The organism is Ardenticatena maritima (genome assembly GCF_001306175.1).
GTDB lineage: Bacteria > Chloroflexota > Anaerolineae > Ardenticatenales > Ardenticatenaceae > Ardenticatena > Ardenticatena maritima.
In genome coordinates, this window is sequence record NZ_LGKN01000003.1 from 279,440 (window position 1) to 303,566 (window position 24,127).

General features: G+C 60.8%; 16 protein-coding genes. 3 read left to right on the plus strand and 13 right to left on the minus strand.

Annotated elements, in window-relative coordinates:
- Nucleotides 1-17: 17 nt before the first annotated feature.
- From SE16_RS01350 to acs, 10 genes are all read right to left on the minus strand, one after another.
- The gene (locus SE16_RS01350; protein ID WP_054493867.1) at nucleotides 18-6,308 is read right to left on the minus strand and encodes an SdrD B-like domain-containing protein; all 6,291 of its coding nucleotides are present in this window, start codon (nucleotides 6,306-6,308) and stop codon (nucleotides 18-20) included.
- 124 nt (nucleotides 6,309-6,432) lie between these two features.
- Nucleotides 6,433-8,442, minus strand: coding sequence for a 3'-5' exonuclease (locus SE16_RS01355; protein ID WP_060687108.1), 2,010 nt, complete (start codon nucleotides 8,440-8,442; stop codon nucleotides 6,433-6,435).
- Nucleotides 8,439-8,852 (minus strand): response regulator transcription factor, encoded by a 414-nt coding sequence (locus tag SE16_RS01360; protein ID WP_054492753.1) that lies wholly within the window; start codon nucleotides 8,850-8,852, stop codon nucleotides 8,439-8,441. Before SE16_RS01360 ends, SE16_RS01355 begins: the two co-directional genes overlap by 4 nt.
- Complete coding sequence (locus tag SE16_RS01365; protein WP_054492754.1) at nucleotides 8,839-11,586, minus strand: sensor histidine kinase; 2,748 nt, start codon at nucleotides 11,584-11,586, stop codon at nucleotides 8,839-8,841. Before SE16_RS01365 ends, SE16_RS01360 begins: the two co-directional genes overlap by 14 nt.
- 19 nt (nucleotides 11,587-11,605) lie before the next feature.
- Nucleotides 11,606-11,800: a hypothetical protein gene (locus tag SE16_RS01370; RefSeq protein WP_054492755.1), complete on the minus strand. Its 195-nt coding sequence runs from the start codon at nucleotides 11,798-11,800 to the stop codon at nucleotides 11,606-11,608.
- A gap of 20 nt (nucleotides 11,801-11,820) precedes the next feature.
- On the minus strand, nucleotides 11,821-13,632 hold the full coding sequence (locus SE16_RS01375) for a DUF294 nucleotidyltransferase-like domain-containing protein (protein ID WP_054492756.1): 1,812 nt from the start codon (nucleotides 13,630-13,632) through the stop codon (nucleotides 11,821-11,823).
- Nucleotides 13,633-13,665: 33 nt separating this feature from the next.
- On the minus strand, nucleotides 13,666-14,067 hold the full coding sequence (locus tag SE16_RS01380) for a hypothetical protein (protein ID WP_054492757.1): 402 nt from the start codon (nucleotides 14,065-14,067) through the stop codon (nucleotides 13,666-13,668).
- A gap of 66 nt (nucleotides 14,068-14,133) precedes the next feature.
- Complete coding sequence (locus SE16_RS01385) at nucleotides 14,134-15,828, minus strand: sodium:solute symporter family protein (protein WP_054492758.1); 1,695 nt, start codon at nucleotides 15,826-15,828, stop codon at nucleotides 14,134-14,136.
- Between the two features lie 12 nt (nucleotides 15,829-15,840).
- Nucleotides 15,841-16,107 (minus strand): DUF4212 domain-containing protein, encoded by a 267-nt coding sequence (locus tag SE16_RS01390; RefSeq protein ID WP_054492759.1) that lies wholly within the window; start codon nucleotides 16,105-16,107, stop codon nucleotides 15,841-15,843.
- A gap of 121 nt (nucleotides 16,108-16,228) precedes the next feature.
- Nucleotides 16,229-18,154 carry an acetate--CoA ligase gene (gene acs, locus SE16_RS01395; RefSeq protein WP_054492760.1) on the minus strand — a complete coding sequence of 642 codons (1,926 nt, stop codon included), beginning with the start codon at nucleotides 18,152-18,154 and terminating at the stop codon, nucleotides 16,229-16,231.
- A gap of 347 nt (nucleotides 18,155-18,501) precedes the next feature.
- Between acs and SE16_RS01400 the strand changes: the two genes are divergently transcribed.
- From SE16_RS01400 to SE16_RS15630, 3 genes are all read left to right on the plus strand, one after another.
- Nucleotides 18,502-19,065, plus strand: a complete 564-nt coding sequence (locus tag SE16_RS01400) for an RNA polymerase sigma factor (protein WP_054492761.1) — start codon at nucleotides 18,502-18,504, stop codon at nucleotides 19,063-19,065.
- Nucleotides 19,062-19,736 (plus strand): anti-sigma factor family protein, encoded by a 675-nt coding sequence (locus SE16_RS01405; RefSeq protein ID WP_054492762.1) that lies wholly within the window; start codon nucleotides 19,062-19,064, stop codon nucleotides 19,734-19,736. The genes SE16_RS01400 and SE16_RS01405 overlap by 4 nt, the downstream gene beginning before the upstream one ends.
- Before the next feature lie 69 nt (nucleotides 19,737-19,805).
- Entirely contained in the window at nucleotides 19,806-20,384 is a 579-nt protein-coding gene (locus SE16_RS15630; protein ID WP_152918078.1) for a hypothetical protein, read from the plus strand.
- Between the two features lie 91 nt (nucleotides 20,385-20,475).
- Here the strand turns inward: SE16_RS15630 and SE16_RS01410 are convergent, their stop codons facing one another.
- The 3 genes from SE16_RS01410 to SE16_RS01420 are packed head-to-tail and all read right to left on the minus strand — an operon-like array spanning nucleotide 20,476 to nucleotide 24,121.
- Nucleotides 20,476-21,945, minus strand: coding sequence for an ArnT family glycosyltransferase (locus tag SE16_RS01410; protein WP_060687112.1), 1,470 nt, complete (start codon nucleotides 21,943-21,945; stop codon nucleotides 20,476-20,478).
- Nucleotides 21,945-22,781 carry an SDR family oxidoreductase gene (locus tag SE16_RS01415; RefSeq protein ID WP_054492764.1) on the minus strand — a complete coding sequence of 279 codons (837 nt, stop codon included), beginning with the start codon at nucleotides 22,779-22,781 and terminating at the stop codon, nucleotides 21,945-21,947. Before SE16_RS01415 ends, SE16_RS01410 begins: the two co-directional genes overlap by 1 nt.
- The gene (locus SE16_RS01420; protein ID WP_054492765.1) at nucleotides 22,778-24,121 is read right to left on the minus strand and encodes an FtsW/RodA/SpoVE family cell cycle protein; all 1,344 of its coding nucleotides are present in this window, start codon (nucleotides 24,119-24,121) and stop codon (nucleotides 22,778-22,780) included. The genes SE16_RS01415 and SE16_RS01420 overlap by 4 nt, the downstream gene beginning before the upstream one ends.
- Nucleotides 24,122-24,127 lie beyond the last annotated feature (6 nt).

Below are 24,127 nucleotides of genomic sequence, written 5' to 3' on the forward strand. Positions count from 1 at the left end.
GTGCATGTCGTCAAGCGTTAGTGGCGTCGGCGCCACAGCACGAACATACCCATCAGAGTCAGTAATGCGCTAGCCACCAATGCCGTGAGCCGTTGATGGGCAACAGCCCCGTCAAAGGCTGTCAGCGTAATGGCTGTTGGTGCAAACTGCCATTGGTAGTCTTCTACTTCACCATTTGTTACTAGCCCTGTGGGACGTGCCAGCCCGTTTGTGCTCCGCTCGTACAGACGGAAGCGAGCATTGAAAGTAGCCCCAATGTTCGTACCGGACGGGATGTCGAAGGTGATGGTTTGCGTTCCGTTGACCACGGACTGGTCGGTCAGGATTTGTTCTCCGCTGTCGTAGAAATCGCCATCGTGGTTCCAGTCAATCCAGGCGCTCACGTAGCAGGTGCCGGAACAGCCGCTCACGGTGATGTCCACGCTTCCGCCATTGTTGCCTGCGCTCCATTTGACCCCGGCTGTGCGTGTCACGCCATCATCATCGTTGCTACCATCGTTGTCGTCGCCTGTTGCGTCAGGGCTTTCCTGTCCGTCCGGGTCAGTGTCTGCGACCGAACCCAGTTTTAACGTGCCCACAGTGTGGCGGGCGCCGTCCACCGCCAGTTTGGTCAAGTTGTAGGACGAAGGCAGGTCGCCCAAGTCCACAGTGGAGATAAAGCCGAAGTCGCGGGTGGCCGAATTCCCGCCGCCGGAGAAGGTAACCGCTGGGTCAGTGGCTGGGTTGCCGTCGTAGTCCGTGGTGGTTGTGGGGCTTGTACCACGCAGGCTGTAGGCGTTGGCGTTCGCCACCACGCGGTAGGTGCCATCAGCAAGGTTGGGGAATGCGTATGTCCCGTCGCTGGCCGTGGTGGTCGAGCCGACCAGAATGTCATCACTATTGCCGCAGGTGTTGTCGGCGCCGCAGTACCAGAGGTAGACTGGCACGCCGTTGTAGCGGACGGTCTCGTCGGCGTCAATGTCGCCGATGCCGCTCGTCTGCCCGCCGCTATCCGTGTCGTGCCAGACCGTACCGCTGAGGCTGTTCGTGCCGTCGAAGCGATAGCCGAAGTCCACGTCCAGATCGCAATTGCTGCAGGAATTCGTGCCAATTTGCGTCACGTTACCGCCACTGACGACCACATTGTCAGCCTGATTGTCAGCGTTGCCGCCGTCTGGCATGTAGGTTTGCGTCAGGCTACCCGGCCAATCGGGATCGCTGGTGTCCACCTGGACGTAATAGGTGCCGTCCGCTACACCGCCGAAGGCGTACTCACCGTTGGCATCCGTGCTGGTAGTTGCGACCACCGACGTGCAACTCGCATCGCTGCACAGCTTGATAGTGATGTCGGCAATACCCGGCTCGCCGGCGTCGCGCACGTTGTCTCCGTCGGTGTCAATCCAGAGCGTATCGCCGATGGAGGCTCCCGACGGCTTATAGCCGAAGTCGTGGCTCAGGTCGTTCTGGCCAAGTTGCAGGCCGTAGAAGAACGTGCTATCCGGCGCGGTGTAGCCTTCCAGGAGGCTAGTGTTGTCACAGTCGCCACCGGAGCAGGGCTGGCTGGGCGCGTCGGGGTCACCGGTTTGGGTGTAACCGTACAGCGTGCCGCCGGCGTTGAAGTTGCTGGAGGCCACCTTGACTATGTAGTTGCCCTCGCCCAAGCCGCCGAACAGGTAGTAGCCAGGGGCACCACTGCTGTTGTTCGCCGTGGTCGTGGTGGCGATGGCGGCGCCGTCGGGATTTCCGTCATTGTCGGTGTCAGCGTAGAGTTCGACCACCACGCCGTTGATGCCCGGTTCGCCGGGGTCGGGGTTGCCGTCGCCGTCGTAGTCGGCCCAGATGAAGTCTCCGATGGAGCTGGAGGTGTAGCCGAAATCGGCGTCCAGGTAAGACTGGGCAGCCGTGAGCGTCACAGCGTGCTGGCTGTCCTTTGTGCTGTCCGGGTCGCCGCTGATGGTCAGATTAGCCAGAGGTTGGCCCACGTTGAAGTTGCTGCTGCCAACCTGCACAATGAAGTCTCCGGCGGGCAGGTTGGAAAAGGCGTAGTTGCCACTGGCATCGGTGGTCTGGGTATCCACCAGGGCATCCTCAGGGTCAATGACGCCGTCACCGTCTTGGTCTTGGTAGAGGTTGACGACCACGTTCTGGATGCCGCTCTCGTCGTTGTCCTGCGTGCCGTCGGCGTCAGCATCGTTCCAAATGGTGTCGCCGATGCTACCGAAACCCTGAGGTTGATAGCCGAAGTCGGCGGTGTCCACGTTGGTCGTGTTCAGCGTGACGGATGCCTGGCTATCGCAGGTGCTGCAGGTGCCCGCCTCATCCGGATCGCCGGTCTGGCTATAGCCGCTGGGGATGTCGCCATCGGCCACCTTGACGATGTATTTCGCCCCGTTGCCGGGCAGGTTGCTGAAGCCGTATACACCGCTGGCGTCGGTCGTATCGGTGGCGAGCAGCGTGTCGTTGCTGTCAATCACGCCGTCGCCGTCCCAGTCGCGGTAGAGGTAGACGGTGATGCCGCTGATGCCCTCTTCGCCGCTCTCCTGCGTGCCGTCGCCGTCCCAGTCGGCATACACTGTATCACCGATGCTCAGGCCGCCAGTGTAGCCGAAGTTGTAGGTGCCCTCGACTTCGTTGGCGCTCACGGTGAAGCCGCTGGTGGTCGTACTATCACACGTGGTGCAAGCACCGGTCTCATCCGGGTCGCCGGATTGGCTCATGCCGGGTAAATCAGTCGTATCCACCCGAACGTAATAGGTGCCCGGCGTGACGTTGCCGAAGGAGTAGAAGCCGTTGGCATCGGTATTCGTCGTAGCTGTAACGGTGTTGCAGGAACTGTCGCTGCAAAGGGAAACAGTTACCCCAGCAATGGGCTCTTCGCCGGCATTCCAGTCGCCCTGGCCGTCGCGATCATTCCACACGTAACCGGTGACGGCCCCATTGTTGCTTGCGTTACGGTAGCCAAAACTGACGTTGGTAATGTTGTCCGAACCGCCGGAGTTGTCCACCGAGTTAAAGGTCCCGAGGTTCGCCGAATCGCTGTTCCACTGGTTGTCGCACGTGCTGCAGGTCGAGCCGGCGCCGTTTCCGGCCGGGTCGGCCTCGGCGCTGGTGACCGTGAAGCCCGCCGGTAGCGTGGTCGTATCCACTTTCACGTTGTAGAAGCCATCACGCAGGCCAGAGAACGTGTAGTTGCCGCTGCTATCGGTTGTGGTGGTGGCAACCAGTTTCCAGGTGCCGCCGTTTTGTCCGCAGTCCTTGTTCGTTGACGCATCCGCGGGGTGTAACAGCAGCCCGTTGGGCAATGTACAGGCGTAGAGTTGGACTGTTGCCTCGGGGATGAAGGTATCACTGCCGTCATAGCCTGTGGTACCTGCCCAACCGGTGGTACCGTTCGTATCAGCCCAGATGGTGCCGGCGATAGAGCCGGACGTCTTGATTTCGACAGTGGCGGTATCCGAGTCATCGTTGGCGCGTTTACCATTAGCCAAATATGCATTGGTCACCGTAGCCGTATTGGTTGTGGGCGTCGGCGAGGCAGTGTCCAGGGCACGGAAAACTACCTGCACATTGCGCCGCCCGCCAGCATAGAGCGGTCCCAGATTCTCCCAGGTGAGTGTGCCCACGCTATTTGGCGGCGTGCCACTGGTGGTAGCGCTTGCGGGAGCGGGATTGGCGCGCACAAATTCGAGAATATCTGCGTCGTAGGTATCAGTCAGCGGCAGAGTGACGATAGTGCTGTCTGCGCCGCCGCAGGTCTGGTCAGTGGTGATCACAAATGCGATTGCATCTACTCCGATGTCACCGTTGACGTTGCCGGTGCCTTTGTTAGCGTAGAGTTGGGCTTCAGTCACGTTATTCTGGAAATCGGCCCATGTCCAACCCCCAGCGGGCGGGGTTACTGTGCTTTCAAATGTGTAGATTGTACCAGCTGGGCCGGTGAAGTCGGTGGTGCCATCAAAAGTAAAGGTCTCGTAAGTGCTATCGTTGCGATACACGCGGATCTCGAATGTGTCACCACTTTGCAGATCCTTCAATTCCTTGACATACGCCATCACCTTGACGCTGGTGATATTCCCCAGTTTTCCGGCGGTGTTAAAGCCACTCAACCCAAGTAAGTCGGCGTTGTCGCTCAAATTCGTACTCGCATACTCGCCATCCGGTGGGGTCAGCGCGTTGTTGGGATTGATCCACTGCGCGTTGGCCGAGTTGCCACCTGGTGGCGTGCCGCTGCTGTCCGGAATGGCGATAGTGGCCCAGACGGGGTACTGGCAGGCGCCATTGGATGTGCCATCTCCAGGCAGCAGGTTGTTGAGGCTGATGGTGAAGGTAATCAATTCTCCGTTGTAGGCTGGGTCAAAGGTATTCAGCGTCTTGGCGATCTGCAAGATAGGGCCAAAACCGAAATCGGCGTCGTTGTAGTCCTGGCTGCCGCTGACGCTGACTGGCCATGTGGTTGTTGTGGTCGGACCATATCCTGTGGGGAGATCCGCGTCTGTGGTGTTTACCTGCACAAGGTAATTGCCGTCGGGCAAGTTGGCAAAGTCGTAATTCCCATTGGCATCTGTGTCTTGCGTTGAGATGAGTACGTCGTTGCTGTCTAGCGTGCCATCGCCGTTACGATCCCAGTAGAGGGAGACTTGCACACCACTGATGCCGCTTTCGCCTGTGTCCTGGATGCCATCGCCATCATCATCCTGCCAGACGAAGTCGCCAATGCTGTTCGTACCTTCGACCAATGTTGTGGCGCATGCTTGGGCAAAGGAAGGGGCATCCCCAAAGTGGCCTGTCGTGCAGTTTTCGACGAAGGGATCTCCGCCACCAGCAATATACCCTGATGGAATGGTCGCCTGGAAGGTGACCGTACCACTGTTCTTCCCACTGCCCTGCACGTCAAGTGGGGCATCCAGCCACCATTGGATGACGACCGGGTTCGTGCTGGTGCTTGTGGCGTTGCCGGGATCAGTGTTGCTCCAGGTCTGTCCGCCGTCGGTCGAGTAGCGGATGGTGACGCTGTTGCCGGCTGGGATGGTGTTGTTGGCTGCAGCGCTACCGCCAACATACGTGAGGCCGATAGGAACAGTGTCGCTGATCATCAACGTGCCAGTATACTCACCTGAGCTCAGGACCAATCCAGCCTGCGTGGTGCTGGAGGTGTTTTCAAAGGGGATGCTATAGGTGAAGGTGGTGTTTTCGGCCTGCGTCCCCGGTGCGGACTTGGAGAGTGTAACGGTGGGCGCATAGCTCATGGGGAAGGGGACACCAGTCCCATAGTCACCGTTGAATTTCTCGTTGTCCGACCCTGACGCCACTTCTTGATACGGTGAGATGGGTACAACGCATGGGCCGCGCAATGCCTGGAAAGTGTAATAAACTTCGCCGCGCACGTCTGTGTTGTCAGAGGGTAAATCGGTGAAGTAGAGTGTATGTTCAAAGGGAATAATGAGGTCTGGATTGCCGCCACTGCGGGTTACGGTCAAAACCCCTCTGGCCCCAATCAAGCGGAAACAGGATGGGTCGTAGGAGGGATCGCCAAAGGGTTGAAGCCAGGCATTGTAATCTGGAACGCCGTCATTATTGTTATCAAACCCTTGATTGACATTCCCCAAGCGATAGAGAACGCCGTTGGTTGTGATGATTTGCCCGGGGTACACCGTGCTTGTATCGGTGTTGAACCATTTGCCTGGTGGATTGCCATTGGGTTTGATCTTGTTAGCCATGGCGCTGATTTCATTGCGCATGGTAGCCGTGTGCGTGGCATTGGCCGAAAGTGTCGAGACCCCGTCTGACCCGATGGCCCACATGTCGAAGTCGAGCGACAGGTCGTCATCCGGCTTGACGGATGTGCCCCACGTTGGAATGGTGCTGCCGTCGGCATCGTTTACCGCGAGGTGTGGATACTCAAAAGACCAGTACTGGTATTTGCACTGGCCGGGGTTCAGCGTGCCGAGTGAGCGGGCTGCATCGGCACTGCCCCCGAGATGGATGAATACGTATGTGCCACTATACGTCAACCCACCGACTGTGGGGTTTGTTTTGCTGGGATATACTCCGGGGGTGCCGAGTAGAGAACCGCTTCCAGTGTAATCACCAATGTAAGCGGTGGCGCTGGTGATGGGGGTAGTGCCCGTATTACAAAATTTCCCAATGACGGTCGCTACTTTAGGGGCATAGGTGGCAGGTGTGAGTACATTTGAGTCAACAACGAGGTTGGGGGCGGCAATGATTTCCACAGAGAGAGTTCCGGCAGAGTGAAGTGGTGTCATATGAACAAATGTCCATAGGACACCTACCAGCAGGAAAAAAACAAAGACGGCACGGCGTGAACGCATGCTCTGCTCCTTGTATGTTTAATTAAGTTAAAAAAAGTGCATTGAAGTATAATAGAAATATATTACGATGTATATTACAACAAAAAGATTATTTGATTTGAGAAAGACTCCTGCAAAACGCCTATCAATACCGAATACGCGCCAGGTAGGTTTGTTCTGCCGCGGCGCGTACCTCGCCGAGCGTGCGCAAGCCTTGTGCTTCCAGCAAGGGGATGAGTTTCAGGAAAATGTGGGCGGTGGTAAGGGCGTCGCCCAGCGCCGTGTGCCGACGCACTACGGGCACGCCCAGGCGGGCGGCGATGGCTTCCAGGCTGTGGTCGTCATGTTCGGGGTGGACGAGCGCCGAGAGTAGCAGGGTGTCGAGCACCGGGTGATTGAAGCGCACATCGGCGGCTTGTTCAGCGGTGCGCAAGAAGCGCATATCAAACGCGGCGTTGTGCGCGACAAGCACATCATCGCCGACGAACGCATGAAAGCGGCGCACAACCGCTTCCACGGGGGGCGCGTCCGCGACATCTTCGGGGCGAATGCCATGCACACGTGTGGCGCTTGGGGGAATCGGGCGGCGTGGGCGCACCAGTTCGTCAAACGTTTCGTTTTCGAGCAGGTGCATGTTGACGATGCGAACCGCGCCGATCGCAACGATTTCATCGCCCAGCGGGTCCAACCCGGTCGTTTCGGTGTCGAAGACGGTGTACGCCAGTGTGCGCAACGGGGCGGCGTTCACGTCCGGGGGTGGTGTTGCCGTGCGGAACAGGACATCGAAGTCGTAGTATTCGGGGCGCGGTGCGACACGCGCTTCTGTGGGCGTTGGCGTGGGGAGCGTGGCGCGTGGGAGCAAAACCACCACATCCAGCCCGTCCGTGGTGCGCTGTGCCCAGATTTCGCCGCCGTGGTAGGCGATAACGTCGGCGAGGGCGGGCGTTGTGGGGCTGCTCGTCTGGAAGATGCGGCGCAGTCTGCCGGTTTCGGGCGGCGTCGTCGGGAAGTGAATGACCAGGCGCACAAAATCGCCGTCGCTGGTTGCGGCGAGATGGCGAGGACGCCCAAGATGGGCTTGCAAAGCCGCCAGCGCCTGCACCAGCGCGTGCGTTTCGGTGCGTACCCAGACGGCGGGGGGCGGCGTCTCGTCGAGGGGGGCGTTCAAGCGTTGCGCCAGCACATTCAAAAAGTCGCTCAGAGGAATGTCATCCAGCCGCCAGCGGGCGCGCAGCACATCGGCGTACTCGCGGAGCGTCTCATCCAGTTCGGCACTCAGGCGGGTGGCTTCTTCGGCGATGACGGCTTCCAGTTCCTCGCGCAGTGAGGCGTCCACCGCGGGAAATTCGCGCAACGTTTCGATGGCGGCGCGAATGGCGGCGATGCGCCGGCGCACGGCTTCACTCAGCGTTTGCACCAGTTGGTCGCGGCGGCTGCTGGCTTCCACCTGGTGGGTAATGTCTTCCAGCGCGAGTACAAAGCCGCGCACATGCTCGTCGGCGTCGAGAGCGGGGGCGATGCGCACGCGAACGAACCGCCCCGCATGTGTGCGCACAACCAGCGTGCGGGCGTGCGATGCGGGAGCGTTGCGCATGGCTTCCAGAATGGGCGCCAGCGTAGACCGGTCGAGGCTGTCGAAGAGGGAGCGCCCCAGGGCAATGCGCTGCCCAAGCAGGGTTTCGGCGTGCTGGTTGTAGAGTGCAATGCGCCCGTCGGGTGTGCAGATGAGAACCCCTTCGGCAAGATTGTGGAGCAGCGCCACCAGGCGGGCGTGCTCGTCCGCAAATTGTCGGCGGGCATGTTCAATCGCCAGGTGTTGGGTGGAAAGCAGGCGGTCATACCGGTTCGCCAGGGCGTTGACGGCGTGGGCAAGCGCGTCGAACCCGTCGGGGAGAGGCTCGGTTTTCAGGCGATGGGCGGTGTTGACGGTGGTAATCGTCTGCACGTCCGAAGCGAGGCGGCGCGCCAGCCGGCTTGTTTCGCGCAGGCGACGCCAGACAGCCCCCACCACCACCAGCAAAACCAGCCCCACCCCCAGGATGAGCGCCAGCCGTTGAGTGGGGGTGAAGCGCGTGGCGAGCGCCACGCCAAGCCCGACGCCCAGCGCAAAGCCGCCCAGCGCCAGCGCCGCCCAGGGTTCCACACGGCGGTTCATGACTCCTTGACGTTGCGCCGTTCACGCAACACGCGCTGGACTTCTTCGACCAAATGACGTGTGGAGAAGGGCTTGGTGATGTAGGCATTTGCCCCCAGGGCGAACCCTTTGGAGATTTCCACGTCGCGCCCTTTGGCGGTGAGCATGACGATTTTCACGTCGTCCCACTCTTGGTGTTCGCGAATCCACTGGCACACCTCGAAGCCGTCAATCCCCGGCAGCATGATGTCAAGAATGACGAGGTCTGGCGGGTTTGTGCTGATGAGCGCCATGGCGTCTTCCCCACTGTGGGCGACCTGCACGTCGTAGCCTGCCTGGCGCATGAGAAACTCGATGGAAATCACGATGTTCGGCTCATCGTCCACGATGAGCACGCGCGGGCGGGATGAGTTGGTTTCATGGTGCGACATGCGACAACTCCCTGGCTTGTTCTTCCGATGAAACGATGGGCAAGATGAACGCAAATGTTGCGCCTTTTCCGACTTCGCTTTCGACCCAGATGTGCCCACCAAGTTGGGTGATAATAGCGCGGCTGATGGGCAACCCCAAGCCGGTGCCGTGGGGGCGTCTGCCGTCGGGGAGCGGCACCTGGCTGAACTTGTCGAAGATGGCTTCACGGTATTCGGGGGCGACACCTGGACCGTCGTCTTGCACGTCCACGCGAAGATAGGCGTTTTCGACGCGCAGGCGCACCTGGACGTGCGAGCGGGCGAATTTGGCGGCGTTGGAAAGCAGATTGAGCATGACCTGCATGAGGCGGTCTTCGTCGGCGATGATGGTAGGCACGTCGTCGGGGATGGTGGCTTCGAGGGTAATCCCCCGTTCGTCGAAGAGTTGTTGGGTGGCGTGAATGGCGTTGCGCACGACGTTCGCCAGGTTGACCGCGCCCATTTCCCATTTGAACGTCCCCGATTCGAGTTTGGCGAAGTCGAGCACCTGGTTGATGAGGCGTGAAAGGCGTTCGCTTTCCTTGGTGATGATAGCGAGAAATTCCTGGCGTTGTTCGGGCGGCAGGTCGGGGTTATCGCGCAAAATCTCGGTCAGGGCGCGGATGGATGTGAGCGGCGTGCGGAGTTCATGCGTCACGGTGGAGATGAATTCATCTTTCAGGCGGTCGAGTTCTTTCAAGCGGCGGTTGGCTTCGCGCAGTTCGGCGGTGGCGGCTTCCAGTTCGCGCGATTTTTGTTCCAGGCGGCGGCTGTACGCCACCACCTGTGATGTTTCATCGAGCATGTGGATGACTTCGGCGATGTCCAGCGGTTCTTCGGTGACGATGCTGGCAATCGCCACCCGTGCAGATGCCGCCCCGATGGAACCGGCGAGCAGCCGCTCAACGTATTCCACCATTTCAGCGTCCGGTTCCAGGTCGTGCCAATCGTTGACGCCTTTGCGGGCGGCAAATTCACTCATCACCTCGTGGGCGCGCGCCCGCCCCAGGAAGCGTTCCAACAATGTTTGCAGGTCGAGCGGCGAGGCGGTGCCGCGCCAGAGGTGGAGTTGCGACGTGTCAATATGGCGGAACACGTCCACAAAGAGCGCCGCCTGGCGGTGTTCGAGCACGCTTTGGCGGCTCCACAACGAACCGAGGATGTAGAGCAGACTGTTGGCGGTGAGGCTCCAAAAGAGTGCGTGGACGATGGGGTCGTACCCTTCCAGCCCAAACAGCGCGTAGGGGCGCAGCCATGCCAGCCCCCAGGGTCCCCGGTCGAGCAGGGCGGGCGAGAGCCAGCCGGTGGTTTGGATGAAGGTGGGGAGTGGCAGGGTGTAGAACCAGATGAGGAAACCGCCCGCCAGCCCCAGGAAAGCGCCCAGGCGCGTGCCGCCTTTCCAGTAGATGCCGCCGAGCAAGGCGGGCGCAAATTGCGCAACCGCGGCGAACGAAATCAGCCCGATAGAGACCAGTGAGATGGTGTCGCCCGTCAGGCGGAAGTAGAGATAGCCCAGGAAGACGAGCATGACAATCGCGCCGCGGCGCAGGCGCAGGAGAATGGCGGGCAGGTTGTGCTCCTCGCGCAAGATGCCCGAACGCAACAGCAACGGAAAGATGAGGTCGTTCGAGAGCATGGTGCTGAGTGCGACGGTTTCGACGATGATCATGCCGGTGGCGGCGGACAGCCCGCCCAAAAACGCCAGAAACGCCAGCCAGTTGTGCCCTTGCACAAGCGGCAGAAGCAGGACGTACATGTCGGGCGGTGCGTCGCCTGCAAAGGTGAGCCGCCCCGCGAGGGCAATCGGCAAGACGAAGATGTTGATGAGGAAGAGGTAGAGTGGAAAGAGCCAGATGGCGGTGCGCACGTGCCGCTCGTCCACGTTTTCAACAACCGCCATTTGGAACTGGCGCGGCAAGAGAATGATGGCGAGCATGGCGAGCGTGGTCAGCCAGAACCAGTTTTCGTACACATGCGGTGTGTCGGGGAAGGTGAAGAGCGCCCGCAATTCAGCATGTTCCGCCGCCGCCTGAAACAGATTGCCCAGACCGCCAAACAGCCCGAAGGTGACGAAAACGCCAACGGACAAAAACGCGACCAGTTTGACAACCGACTCAAAAGCGATGGCGAGCACAAGCCCTTCGTGATGCTCCGTGACGTCAAGATGGCGTGTGCCGAACAGAATGGCGAAGAGGCTCATCATCAACGCGACATAAAATCCCGTGTCGCGCAAGAAGGGGATGGTTTCCAGGTCGGGCAGGGTGAGCGATGGGTAGTGCCATAACAGCGTGAAACTGACGGAGACGGCTTTGAGTTGCAAGGCGATATAGGGGGTAATGCCGAGCACGGCAATCAGGGTGACGATGCCGCCGAGCAAGGTGCTTTTGCCGTAGCGCGAGGCGATAAAGTCGGCGATGGAAGTGATGCGCTGGGTTTTGCTGATGCGGATGATTTTGCGCAGAACGAACCACCAGAGCGCCGCCATGAGCGTGGGACCCAGATAGGTGGGCAGAAAGTCCACGCCGCTGGTGGCGGCACGCCCGACGCTTCCGTAGAACGTCCACGCGGTGCAGTAGACCGCGAGCGAGAGGGCGTAGATGTAGGGATTGTTGACCAGGCTGCGCTCACGCTCGGCTTGTTGGTCGCCATAGTAGGCGATGGCGAACAGAATGCCGATGTATGTAAACGATGCCAGCGCAATGAGCAGAAGCGACATGGCGGCTCTCTCCGCAAGCCTATCGCCGTTCAAGCAAGAAAGCCATGCACCAAATCAATCCCAGCCAGACCCCGAACAGGTAGATGTACAGGACGGGAATCCCCCCCAGCAGATGGGGGCGGTTGACAAGCGACAAAATCGGGTAGTTGAGCAGCAAAAACCCAACGATGGCAAGCGCGGCAAGGCGTTGTCCGAGAAAACGTTGGCGGTTCATGGTTCCCCGTGTAGGTTCAGTTAGCCCAGCAAGTCTGTTTGATACCGCAAGCCGATGGCTTCTTGCATATCGCGAATGGCGAGAAATGTCTCTTTGAGCATGCGGCGTTCCAGCGATGAGAGCGATGCGAGCGTGATGGCGTTGCCAGGTTGCTGGTGGGCGCGCACGGCGTCAAGTTGGGCGCGCAAACGCAAGCGCATGAGAAAGCGAAAGGCTTCTTGCAACGTTTCCCCCCCTTCTTCACTGAGGATACCGCGGGCGATGGCGTCATGCAAGCGTTCGACTGTTGCGCGCGCGGGGCTTTGGGCTTCGAGCGCGTAGAGCCGCGCCAGCGCTACAATGGGCGCGATGCCCCCACGTTTGAGGTCTACTTTGCCTTGCTCATCGCGAATGCGGCGCAGGAACCCCAGCGGTGGCTGCCACGCTTGCGCGGCGCGCGCCATGTGTGCCAGAAAGCGCGGTTGCGTGCCGCTGTGGCGGATGATGGTTTCCAGCGGGGCGAGCGAAAGCGTGCCGTGGACGCGGCGCATGTCAAAGAAAATCCCCGCTTCAAGCAGGGCGTCGGGGGTGGGGGTGTCCACCAGCGTGCGGAAGAGCCGCTCCCACTCGTCCAGCGGACGCCGCCAATGGGTCGCCATGTAGCCCCCCTTGCAGGGGGGAAACCCCGCCGCCATCAGCCCTTCCACCACAAAGGCGGCGAATTGGGCGAAGTAGGCGTCGTGTTCGGGCGTTGTTTCGGCGTACACCAGCGCGTTGTCCTGATCGGTGATGAGGAGTTGCTCCATGCGCCCCTCGGAGCCAAACACCAGCCAGGCGTAGGGGCAGGGGGGCGCGCCCAGTTCGTGTTCAGCAAGCGTGATAAGGCGCGTGGTGAGGGTGTCGTTGAGCGTGGCGACAATGCGCCCGATGTGCAGCACGTCCAGCCCGTTTTCAAAGAGCCAGACGACTGTGGCGGTGAGGTCGCGTGTGTAGGTGCGCACGTCGTCCACCCGTTGGGCGCGGCGCAGGCGCTCGAACAGGAGCAGGGGGTTGTGCAACTGATGGTGCAGCAGGTCGGTGTCGGTGATGACGCCGATAATGCGCCCCGCTTGTTCGATGGGCAGGTGGTGAATGCCGTGTTCGATCATCACCAGCAGCGCCTCAAGCAGGGTGGCGGTGGCGGGAATGGTGATGGCGGGGCAACTCATCACCGAGTGCACGGGCGTTTCGGGGGGGCGTTCGGCGGCAAGCACACGGCTGCGCAAATCGCGCACGGTGAGAATGCCCACGGGGTCGTGTTCCACCAGCACAGAACTGATGTTGTGCCGGTGCATGGTGCGGGCGGCTTCGGCGACGCTGCTCTGCGGGGCGACAAACACGGGGGGGCGCTGGATGAGCGTTTGCACGCTGGTGGTGAAATCAGCCAATCCTGTGGGAGCGGTTGGCTCGATGGTGGTGGTGCGCCGCAGGCGTTCGCCCAGCCCCCGCAAAAAATAGTCGGCAAAAGCGGGGATGCGTTGCAAAAGGTCGCGGAACACGGGCTCGCGAATCTGGTAGATGACGCTCTCCTCGTCGGTGATGACGTCGAACACGGGGGGACGTTGGGCGAGCAAGGATGGAAACCCGAACAGGTCGCCTTCTTCCAGCAAGAGGACGGTGCGCCCGTTGCGTTCCAGCCGCACACTCCCGCTGTACACGATGTAGAGGAAGTGGCTTGGTTCGCCGCCGGCTTCCAGAATGGGCGTTTTGGCGGGGTAGCGCACAATTTTGAGTGTGGCGACAATCTGCTGGATGGTCGCCTCGTCCAGTTGGTCGAAAGGTGGTGTTTGGCGCAGAAAGTCGGACGGTTGCATGGCGCTCCCCCGTTGGTGCGAGCCCGTTTTGGGTCAGGTGGTACGCACAATGTAGCCTGAGCCCAGCCACGCGGCAAGTGCAAAAATCAAGTAGAGGGCGCGTTCGGGTTGGGGACCTTGCAGCCAGACATGCAGGGCGATGCCGATACCCAGCGCCGGTACCATGAGCAGACATGTGCGGACGACGCGCTCAAAGCCCACGGTGGGGGGCAGCGGCCAGACGCGGCTGAACGCCCACCCAAGCAGCACGCCGCCCGATGCGGTGATGAGGATGTGCGCCAGTGCGAGTGGCGTGGGAAAAACCCAGCCAAAGAGGTAGTGCCCGCCGATGTAGAAGGCGAAGAAAAAGAGCGCAACCCCCAGCGCCGTGCGTATCAGGCGCAAGGGCAGGTTGGGCAGAACAACGAATGTGGGTTCTTGTTTGCGCGTAGCCATGCGTCTACTCCTTGCCGGTTGCTGAAAGTGGGGGATGGCGCACGATGCGCCATCCCCCGTTTGCGGCTAGTGTTCGGCAACGGCGGCGCCTGCACCGCGCGGGACGCGGATGTCTTCCACCAGGTGCTGGATGTGTTCGGGCGGCGGCGGCGTCATGCGCGAGACCACATACGACACGATGAAGTTGAGAATTGCGCCGTACACCCCGACGCCTTGCGCGTTGACGCCCAGGAACGAGTTGAGGATGGGGGCTTCTGTACCGAGCAGGCGGTCGGAGCGGATGAGGATGATCATCACCAGTGTGAAAACCAGCCCCGTGAGGATGCCGGCAATCGCCCCTTCGCGGTTCATGCGCTTGTCGAAGATGCCCAGGATGATGGCGGGGAAGAGGCTGGCGGCGGCGAGCCCGAATGCGAACGCGACCACTTCACCCACAAAGCCGGGCGGGTTGACGCCAAAGTAGCCCGCGATGAGGATGGCGACAAAGATGGTGGCACGCCCCACCAGCAGGCGTTGGCGTTCGTCGGCGTCGGGGCGCAGGATGCGGTAGTAGATGTCGTGGGAGAAGGCGCTCGACATGGCGAGCAACAGTCCCGAAGCGGTCGAAAGTGCGGCGGCGAGCCCACCGGCGGCGACCAGCCCCACCACCCAGGGCGCCAGTTCCGCCACTTCGGGCGTGGAAAGGACGATGATGTCGCGGTCGAAGATGATTTCGCTGGTGGCGTTGTCGCTCGTCATCACCAGCCGCCCGTCGCCGTCTTTGTCTTCCAGTTTGAGCAAGCCGGTTTCTTCCCACTTCACCACCCAGTCAATGCTGCGGGCTTCCTGCACCGTCTTGCCGTTCAGCGTTTCCAGAATGTTGTACTTGGCGAAAACGGCCAGCGCCGGCGCGGTGGTGTAGAGAATGGCGATGAACAACAGCGCCCAGCCGGCCGATTTGCGGGCGTCGGCGACGCTCGGCACTGTGTAGAATCGGATAATGACGTGGGGCAAGCCGGCGGTGCCGAGCATGAGCGCCAGGGTGATGAAGAGCACGTTCAACTGGGAGAAGTTTTGGAACGGCGCCAGGTATTCCTTCAAGCCCAGTTCAATTTGAATCTGGTTGAGGCGGGGGGCAATGTCGCTGAACGTGAGCGCCAATTGGGGGATGGGGTTGCCGGTCAGGCGCGCCGAAATGGCGACAGCCGTGATGAGATAGGCGAGGATGAGCACGCCGTATTGGGCGACCTGCGTCCAGGTGATGCCCTTCATGCCGCCCAAAATGGCGAAAAAGGCGACAATCGCCATGCCAATCACAACCCCCATGATGATGTCCACCTGCAAGAAACGGCTGAACACGATGCCCACCGCGCGCATTTGTCCCGCGACGTAGGTCAGCGAGATGAAGACGGTGGCGACGGCGGCAACGGCGCGCGCACGGTTCGAGTAGTAGCGGTCGCCGATGAAGTCGGGCACGGTGTACTTGCCGTATTTGCGCAGGTAGGGGGCGAGCAGGAGCGCCAGCAGCACGTACCCACCTGTCCAGCCCATGAGGTAGACCGCGCCGTCGTAGCCCAGGAACGCAATCAGCCCCGCCATGGAGACAAACGACGCCCCCGACATCCAGTCGGCTGCGGTGGCGGCGCCGTTGGCGATGGCTGGCACGCCACGCCCGGCGACGTAGAAGCCGGCGGTTTCACGCACGCGGTTCAGATACCCGATGTAGAGGTAGAACGCGAAGGTGATGCCAACAATCAGCAGAGTCCAGGATTCAGTGTTCATGGCTGGCTCCTCTCATTCTTCATGCACGTCAAATTCGCGGTCGAGTTTGTTCATGCGCCAGGCGTAGACGAAAATGAGAATCACGAAAATAATCATAGAACCCTGCTGGGCGAACCAGAAACTGAGCGGGATGCGCCCAAAGGTGATGCCGCTAAGCGGCTTGGCGAGCAAAATGGCGGCAACGTGGGAGACGAGCGCCCAAATGATGAGCAATGTGGTGATGAGGCGTACATTGGCGCGCCAGTAGGCTTGCGCTTTCTCTTGTTGCTGCTGGTTCATCTGTTGTCCCTCCTCTCTGTGCTGGTTGATTGGGCTCACGACACAACACGCACGGCTTGGACTTGATGGCGTTTCTCACCCCCCTTCATTGGAAAATGGCAGCCGTGGGCAAACGGCTTGCTTACTCGGTGCGGCGCGCTTCTTTCATCGTGCGCCAGGCGGCGCGTGCTTCTTCCACAGAGCCTTCTTCCTCAATCGTGGTGATGTCGCCGGGGTCCTTGTCCAGAATGACGGCTTTGAGCACGCGGCGCATGATTTTGCCGCTGCGTGTCTTGGGCAGCATGTTGACGAAGTTGATTTCGCCGATGACCGCCACTGGTCCCAGAGATTGGCGTACCGCTTGGCGCAGTTCTTGCTCCAATTCGGGGCTGGGTGTGTGCCCCGGTTTGAGCACGACGAACGCCGACAGCACCTCGCCGCGCACCTCGTCGGGGCGTCCTGTGACGCCTGCTTCGGCAACGGCGGGATGCGTGAGGAGCGCCGTTTCGACTTCGATGGTGCCAATGCGGTGTCCGGCAACGTTCACGACTTCATCCGCCCGCCCGGCAAACCAGACGTAGCCGTCTTCATCGAGATGGGCAGCGTCGCCTGTGAAATAGACGCGCTGACCGGGGATGCGTTCCCAATAGTCGCGGTTGTAGCGGTCGTGTTCCCCCCAAAGCGTGGATGTCAGCCCAGGGAAGGGGTGCTTGATGGTCAGAATGCCTTTTTCGTTGGGCGCACAGGGCTGGCCTTCCAGCGTCATCACTTCAATCTCGATGCCGGGCATGGGGAGTGCGGCAGAGCCCGGCTTGATGGGGACCATGTTCAGCCCATAGGGGTTGCCGATGACGGGACCGCCGGTTTCGGTTTGCCACCAGTGGTCAATCACCGGCACACGGTCGAGCAAGACATGTTTTTGCAGCCATTCCCAGGCGGGGGCGTTGAGCGGTTCGCCGGCGCACACAATGCGTTGGAGCGAAGAGAGGTTGTGGCGGCGGGCGGGACCTGTGCCGTAGGACATGAGCATGCGGACTGCGGTGGGGGCGGTGAAGATGCCTGTGATGCCAAAGGTTTCAATCAGCGAGCCAAACATCTCAGGTCCGGGGTAATCGAGCGCCCCCTCATAGGCGATGGTGGTCGCTCCGACCATGAGCGGGGCGTACACAATGTACGAATGCCCCACAATCCACCCGATGTCCGATGTCGCCCACCAGACATCGGACGGACGCAGTTTGAAAAGCCAATCGCCCGTGCTCAAAATCCAGACGCCGTAGCCGCCGTGGCAATGGACGGTCAATTTGGGGCGTGCCGTTGTTCCCGAAGTCGCCATGATGAACGCGGGTTCGTTCGCTTCCATGGGCTGAACGGCGCCGCTTTGCTCCTCGCCACGTGCGAGAAATTCGTCCCAGGTGAGATCACGCCCCGCTTGCATAGGCAAATCCATGCCCGTGCGGTTGAGCACCACCACATGCTCCACCTGGTGCTCTCCAAGCGCGAGGGCGTCGTCCACAATGCCTTTGAGTGCGATATCGCGCCCTTTGCGGTAGGTGACATCGGCGGTGAAAACGAGTTTGGCGCCGCTGGCTTGAATGCGGCTGGCTAGCGCTTTCGCGCCGAAACCCGCAAACACCACCACGTGAATCGCCCCGATGCGTACCGCTGCGAGCATGAGCATGATGGCTTCGGGGCAGACGGGCATGTAGATGGTGAGACGGTCGCCTTTTTGTACACCCATGCCACGCAAGGCGGCAGCGACGCGTTCGACGTGGTGCAAAAGGTGGGCGTAGGTGAAAAGGCGTTGTTCGCCGCGTTCATTCGCGTAGATGAGGGCGGTGTGGCCGCCGTGTCCCTGTTCCACATGGCGGTCGAGCGCGTTGTAGCAGAGGTTGGTTTCGCCACCGATGAACCAGCGATAGCGTTCGGGGTAATTCCACTCGAAGACCTTGTCCCAGAGGCGGAACCAGTGGAGACGGCGGGCTTCTTGCGCCCAAAAGTGCTCCGGGCGCTCGCGGGCGGCGGCCATTTTGCGCCGAACGATGGGATTGATGAGATCAACGTTTTGCATGGTCCTGCTCCTTTGCAAGCGTGCAACCAGTTGCTGTTGGGTGTGGGTTCCCCGGTGGTGTTGCTGGCGAAAAGGGGCGATACCACCATAGCAAGCAGCCCGCACGCCCTCAACATGCCTGTGGATGGTTGTGGGGCTTGTGTCTGTGTAGTCGCCACCTACCCGTTCGTGTAGCCTTGTGGCGTGCGCAAAACAGGGGGTGTTGCTATACTGCCTGGCAAAAGATGCCCCAACAATGCAGGACCTTTGTCCTTTTTTTGAAAATAGTGCCTTTGTCCCATGAATTCTTTTGAACCATTTCCCCCCGAAAACAGACTCATAAGTAGAAGGGAATCATCAAACGTCCCATGAACCAGGACAAACGTTTGCTCGAACGCATTGCACATGGCGACCGGACAGCCTTTGCCGCTTTGTATGACGCGCTTGCGGCGGATGTGTATCGGTATCTGCTCATCCTCTTGGGAGAAAAAGACGCGGCTGAAGATGTTTTGCAAGAGACGTTTTTGGCGGTTTGGCAACAGGCGCGGCAATTTCGCGGTGATTCGCGTGTGAAAACGTGGATTTTGGGGATTGCACGCTACAAGGCGTATACGCGGCTCAACGGACGCTATGAAGAACAGTTGGATGAGCAGATGGTGGATGGTTTGGTGGGTGAGGATGGATTTGAGACGTTCAGCCGTATCTGGCGAGAGATGCAAATTGCCCGGGCTGTCGCGCAGTTGCCGGTTCATCACCGCGAAGCGTTGGAACTTGTCTTTGGGTTTGGGCTCTCGTATCGCGAGGCGGCTGACGTGCTGGGATGCCCGATCGGGACGGTCAAGAGCCGCGTCAGTTATGCGTTGAAAGCCTTGCGCGAACAGTTGCATTACTTGCGGGGAGCAGCGATACCCGCACGTGAGGAGGAAGCATGAAAACGCCGCATATGCAACAAGAAATCGAGGCGTTGCTCCCGTTCTACGTCAACGGTACGCTTGATGCGGAGGAAGCCGCGCAGGTGGAAGTCGCGCTGGCCACTTCAACGGAGATGCAAGAGGCCGTTCACGAGATGCGGATGCTGCAACAAGCGTGGACCACACGCACGCCCCCCGCTCCGTCGCCGCACCTGCGCGAGGCGCTTTTACACGCGGTCGAACCGCAACCCTCGCGCCTGCTGGCGTGGGCGTGGCACGCTTGCTTGCTGATTATCGTGGCGGTGCTGGTCTGGGCTGCGGTCTCGCCCGGCATTGTCCTGCGCTGGACGGTGGACCCCACAGCGGCGGATACCTACGCGGCGTTTGTGGTCTATCGGCAGATGGATGAGGGCGCGCCGGAGCAAATGGCGCTCTTGCCGGCTGGAGACCGCACGACCTTCGTGTTTGTGGATTCGTTCGTGCGTCCCGACCGCGAGTATGTTTATCGCGTTGTGGCGGTGGACGCCCAAGGGCGAGCCCTGGCGACACTTTCGGCGCATGAACGTGGACGGAGTGCCCTCTTCTATCAGGTGCTGACGCTGGCGGTCGCCCTTGTGGTTGGGTTGGCGTTGGCGCGTTTGATGACGCCCCTTTTGCGCGTTTCCCCGCGCTTGTCGTCTGTTCGGTTGTGAGCCTTTGCGGAGAGTGAGGTGTTGGGCTGTTCAACCGTCAACCGTGTAGTTTTCAAAGGAGGAGTAATGATGAAACGTTTTCTGAGTCTATTTTTCATGGTTGTTTTTGTGTCCCTGGTTGTTCTCGCTGGTCCTGTTGCTGCCTTCAGTGGGGTATCAGGGAAGGTCATTGACAGCAAAACGAAACAGGGCTGGACGTATGGAGGTGAAGTATGGGTTTACGATCCAAATACAGGAAATGTTTGTGCGACAGGTGTGTTGGGTGCCAATGGTAATTTCAATTTATCTTTAACGGGGTCTGATAATGCCTTGGGTGCGAGTGGAGTTGTTGATTGCACAGCGGCTGCTTATAATGGCAAAACCCTGGAGATTTTGATTGATTTTACATGTTATATGGGTGTAGGAACACCTTGTAATCCACCAGAAGGGACACCTGCTACCATTCAGTATCAATTTACCCAAAACGCAATTCCTGTGGTTTATAATGCTGGTTATCTCGAAACAGGCACAGGTCCCACCGCCGTCACGCTGGAAGTCTTTAGCGGCGCCGCCGCCACCGAAACCGGCCGCCCGGTTGGCGTGCTCGTTGGCGCGATGGCGCTCGCAGCCGCCGGCGTGGTAGCCCTCGTGGCGCGTCGCCGCCGCTAGGACGCCGGCGAACCACCTCGACGGGGCAGGCTCGCAAGAGCCCGCCCCGTTTTTGTTTGGTGCAACCTGAATGTGAGCGAACCCGCCGCGTTCACGCGACGAGCGCGAGCGCCACAAGGAGCGCCCCCGTGATCAGTGTGGTGGGAATGGAAAGCCCCCGCCAGGCGCGTTGTCCCAGCAAAGCAAGATGCCAGAGCGCAAGAGCGATGAAGAAGAGCAGCGGAACGCCGAGCGCAAGGGTGATTGTGGGTGTGGATGGCGTGGGGCTGTTGGCGTGCAACAGAAGCACACACCAGAACCAGAGCACCATGGGCGCCATGCGATACTCCGCCTCGCGCAAAAAGAGCCGCAGCGTGGCGTAAAACAGCCCGAAGAGGAACAAGGCGGCGACAAGGGGCGACAACGTCTCACGCGAGCCGATGGACGCCAGCGCATTGAGTGTACTCGTGAGATGGAGCGTTTGCGGCAACGCAAGCAAGGCGGCGCGTTGGGGCGTGCGCCACACAAATTGCAATAGTGGCGCAATGGTGAGGAAGAACGCCCCCAAGGCGATGAACAGACCATCGCGGTGGAGCACCCACATGGCGCGGCGCTCGGCGAGCAGAAGATACCCCAGCACCGCCAACACGACCACCCCCGCAAGCCATCCGCCGGGCGCTGTGTAGAACGTCGCGGCGCAGGCAACCCCCACCCATCCCCAGTCGAGGGGGCTGCGGCGGTCGAGGCCGCGTTGGAGCATGAGCGTGCTCAACGTGAGACCGAACAGCAGGGCGGTGGTGGGTTCAGCATGGTGCGAGGCTTGCACGTGCAAGGGCCAGAGCGCCACGAAGAAGGCCGTGAGCAAGCCAATCTGCACGCCTTTGAGGCGCGTACCAATCCAAAAGGCGTTGGCCACCGTCAGCGTCCCGATGAGCACCCAGACCAATCGCCCGCCGACGAGTGCGCCGCCCGCCAGACGGGTGGCGCTGCTGGTGATGAGCAGGCTCATTGTGGGGATGCCTTCGGGCGTGATGGTGAACGGGTTGCCGGTCGGCGGCGCGGGAAGCGTCAGGAGCGAAAGCGAAGTGGGCGGCGTGAGCGGCACAAGCCGCACGATGAAGGCAAGCGCCACAATCGTGAAGCCGGCGAGCGCAGTGCGCCGGTTGACTTCCCACCAGATGCTCCAATCCGTGCGCGGCCAGCCGCGCGGCGGCGCGACGGCGAGCAGATAGAGCGCGATGGCGAGCACCCAAAGCACCACATAGGCGCGATACGTCCCGCCAGGGGGCAGAATGGGCAGGCGATGCAGCACCCAGATGGTCAGCGCGAACGCCGCCCCCATGCTCACCGCCCGCCAGGGACGCTGGACGGCGGCGTCCCACAGGGCTTCCCAGATGGGCGGCAGTGTGGAGGCAGTGCGTGGGCGCTGAAACGCCGCACGTGCGGCCAGCATTGCAAGGAACGCCCACAACGCGCCGTCCAACCAGGGGGCTGTGGGGCTGGCAAAGGTCAGCAGGCTGGCCGTTGCGCAGAGCAACGCCAGCGCCCACCAGACCAGGCGTGCGAGCGATGGCGTGCGCATCATCCCAGTCGCTTGAATAGCGTGTCGCGCAGCGCGGTGGGCAGGCACCGCATGAGCGGCGCAAACCGCGACGCCCCACGCGCAACAACATACCGCGGCTTGGGGCGCGGCGCGGCGACCGCTTCTTCAATCACGCGCACAACGTGTTCAACCGGCATGGCGTTGCGTTCACTGGCGGCAATCCAGCGTTCCATGCGTGCGACAAGCCGCCCATACCATTGCATGCCCTCGGGGGGTAAATGTTCGCGCAAGGTTTGGGCTTCTTGCCGCCCCTTTTCCCAGATCGGCGTGGCAACCGCCCCCGGCTCGATCAGAATGACGCGGATGCCTTGCGGCGCAACTTCCAGGCGCAGGCTGTCGCTGAGCGCTTCCAGGGCGAATTTGGATGCCGCGTAGGGACCAAAGAAGGGGGCGGCGATCAAGCCGCTCACACTGCTGATATTGACGATACGCCCGCGGGCTTGCCGAAGCAAGGGGAGCGCCGCTTGCGTGACGGCTACCACGCCAAAAACGTTGACCTCGAATTGACGCCGCCAGCGTTCCAGTGGCACATATTCCACCGGACCACCCACAGCGATGCCCGCGTTGTTGACCAGCGCATCCAGCCCGTGATCGCCGACGGCTTCGCGCACCTGGGCGAGCGCCGTGGCGACTTGTTCGCTGTGCGTCACATCGAGCATGAGCGGCGTGAGCCGCGTGGAAGAGGCTTCGCGCAGGCGTTGCGCATCCGCTTCTTTGCGCACACCGGCAAAAACGCGCCAGCCCAATTGGTCGAAATGGCGGGCGGTTGCGTATCCAATGCCGGTTGAAGCGCCGGTGATGAGGATACTTTTCATGCGCGCACCTCCCTCGGTGGGTGTTGGCGTTTGGCGGGCGTGGGGGGATTGGCGTAAGCCGACAGGTTCAGCAGGATACCAACGGTGGCGTACATCGTCATGATACTGCTCCCCCCGTAACTGATGAAGGGGAGCGTGATACCCGTCAGCGGCATCAGTTTGACCGAGCCGGCCATGATGATAAAGGCTTGCAAGCAGATGAGCGACACCAGCCCCGCGCCAAGCAAGAAGTAAAACGAATCCGCTTGACGGCGCGCCAACCGAAAACCGCGGTCGAGCAGAAACATGTACAAAGCAATGACCGCGCAGACGCCCACCAGCCCAAACTCTTCGGCGATTGCCACAAAAATGAAATCGCTGTGCACCACCGGCACCAGGTCCGGAAACCCTTGCCCCAGTCCTTGCCCCAAAATGCCGCCGGCGGCGATTGCCAGCAAGGCTTGCACAATCTGGTAGCCGGTCGTGGTCGCCGTGCTCCACGGGTCGCGCCAGACGGCGATACGCACCTGCACATGGCTGAAGAGCATGGTTGCGAGGAACGCACCGCCGAGGAAAAGCCCCATCCCGATGAGGACATAATCCGCGCGTTCGGTTGCCAGGTAGGTGAGGATGAGGAACGTGCCAAAGAAGAGCAACGCCGCCCCGAGGTCGCGCTGCGCCACCACCAGCAGCATCGCAAAGCCCCACATGATGAGCATGGGGAAGTAAACCCAGAGCCAACGCCGGTCGCGCCAGAGCCGCCCCAGCCGAATGTGCTTGAACTTTTCACGGTGAAAATCCAGATACCCGGCCAGAAACGCCACCAGCAACACCTTCAGCGGTTCGGACGGCTGAAAACCAAACGGACCAATCCGCAGAAAAAGGCTTTGCCCATTCCCCAGTGGGGTGAAACTGAGCAAAATCGTGAAGAAGAGCAGCACAATCCCCGGCAAGATGATGGTGTAGCGATACCGTTCCAGCGTGCGCAGTAAATACGGCCACCCCGCCAGCCCCACCATCAGCGCAATGCCAACGCCAAAATTGAGCAGGTGGCGCAGGGTGAAATTGGGGGCAAGGCGCTCAATCAGCAACACGCCGATGGTGGTCAGGGTGATGGCGATGGGGAAGATGGTTTGGTCGGCGGTAGGCGCAAAGCGCGCCAGCCCGACATGCCCCACCAGCACCAGCCCCACAAAGAGCCAGCAGGGCCACCAGCGAGGTCCGAAGGCGCTGGCTTCCAGCGTGTTCAACAGCCAGAAGCCAGCGACAGCGAGCGCCAGCGGGAAGAGCAAAAGCGCCGCTTCCCGCCAGCGCCAGGTTGGCAAAGCGGTTGCGAGTGTCTGTTGCCAGCGTGCCAGCATACGCGT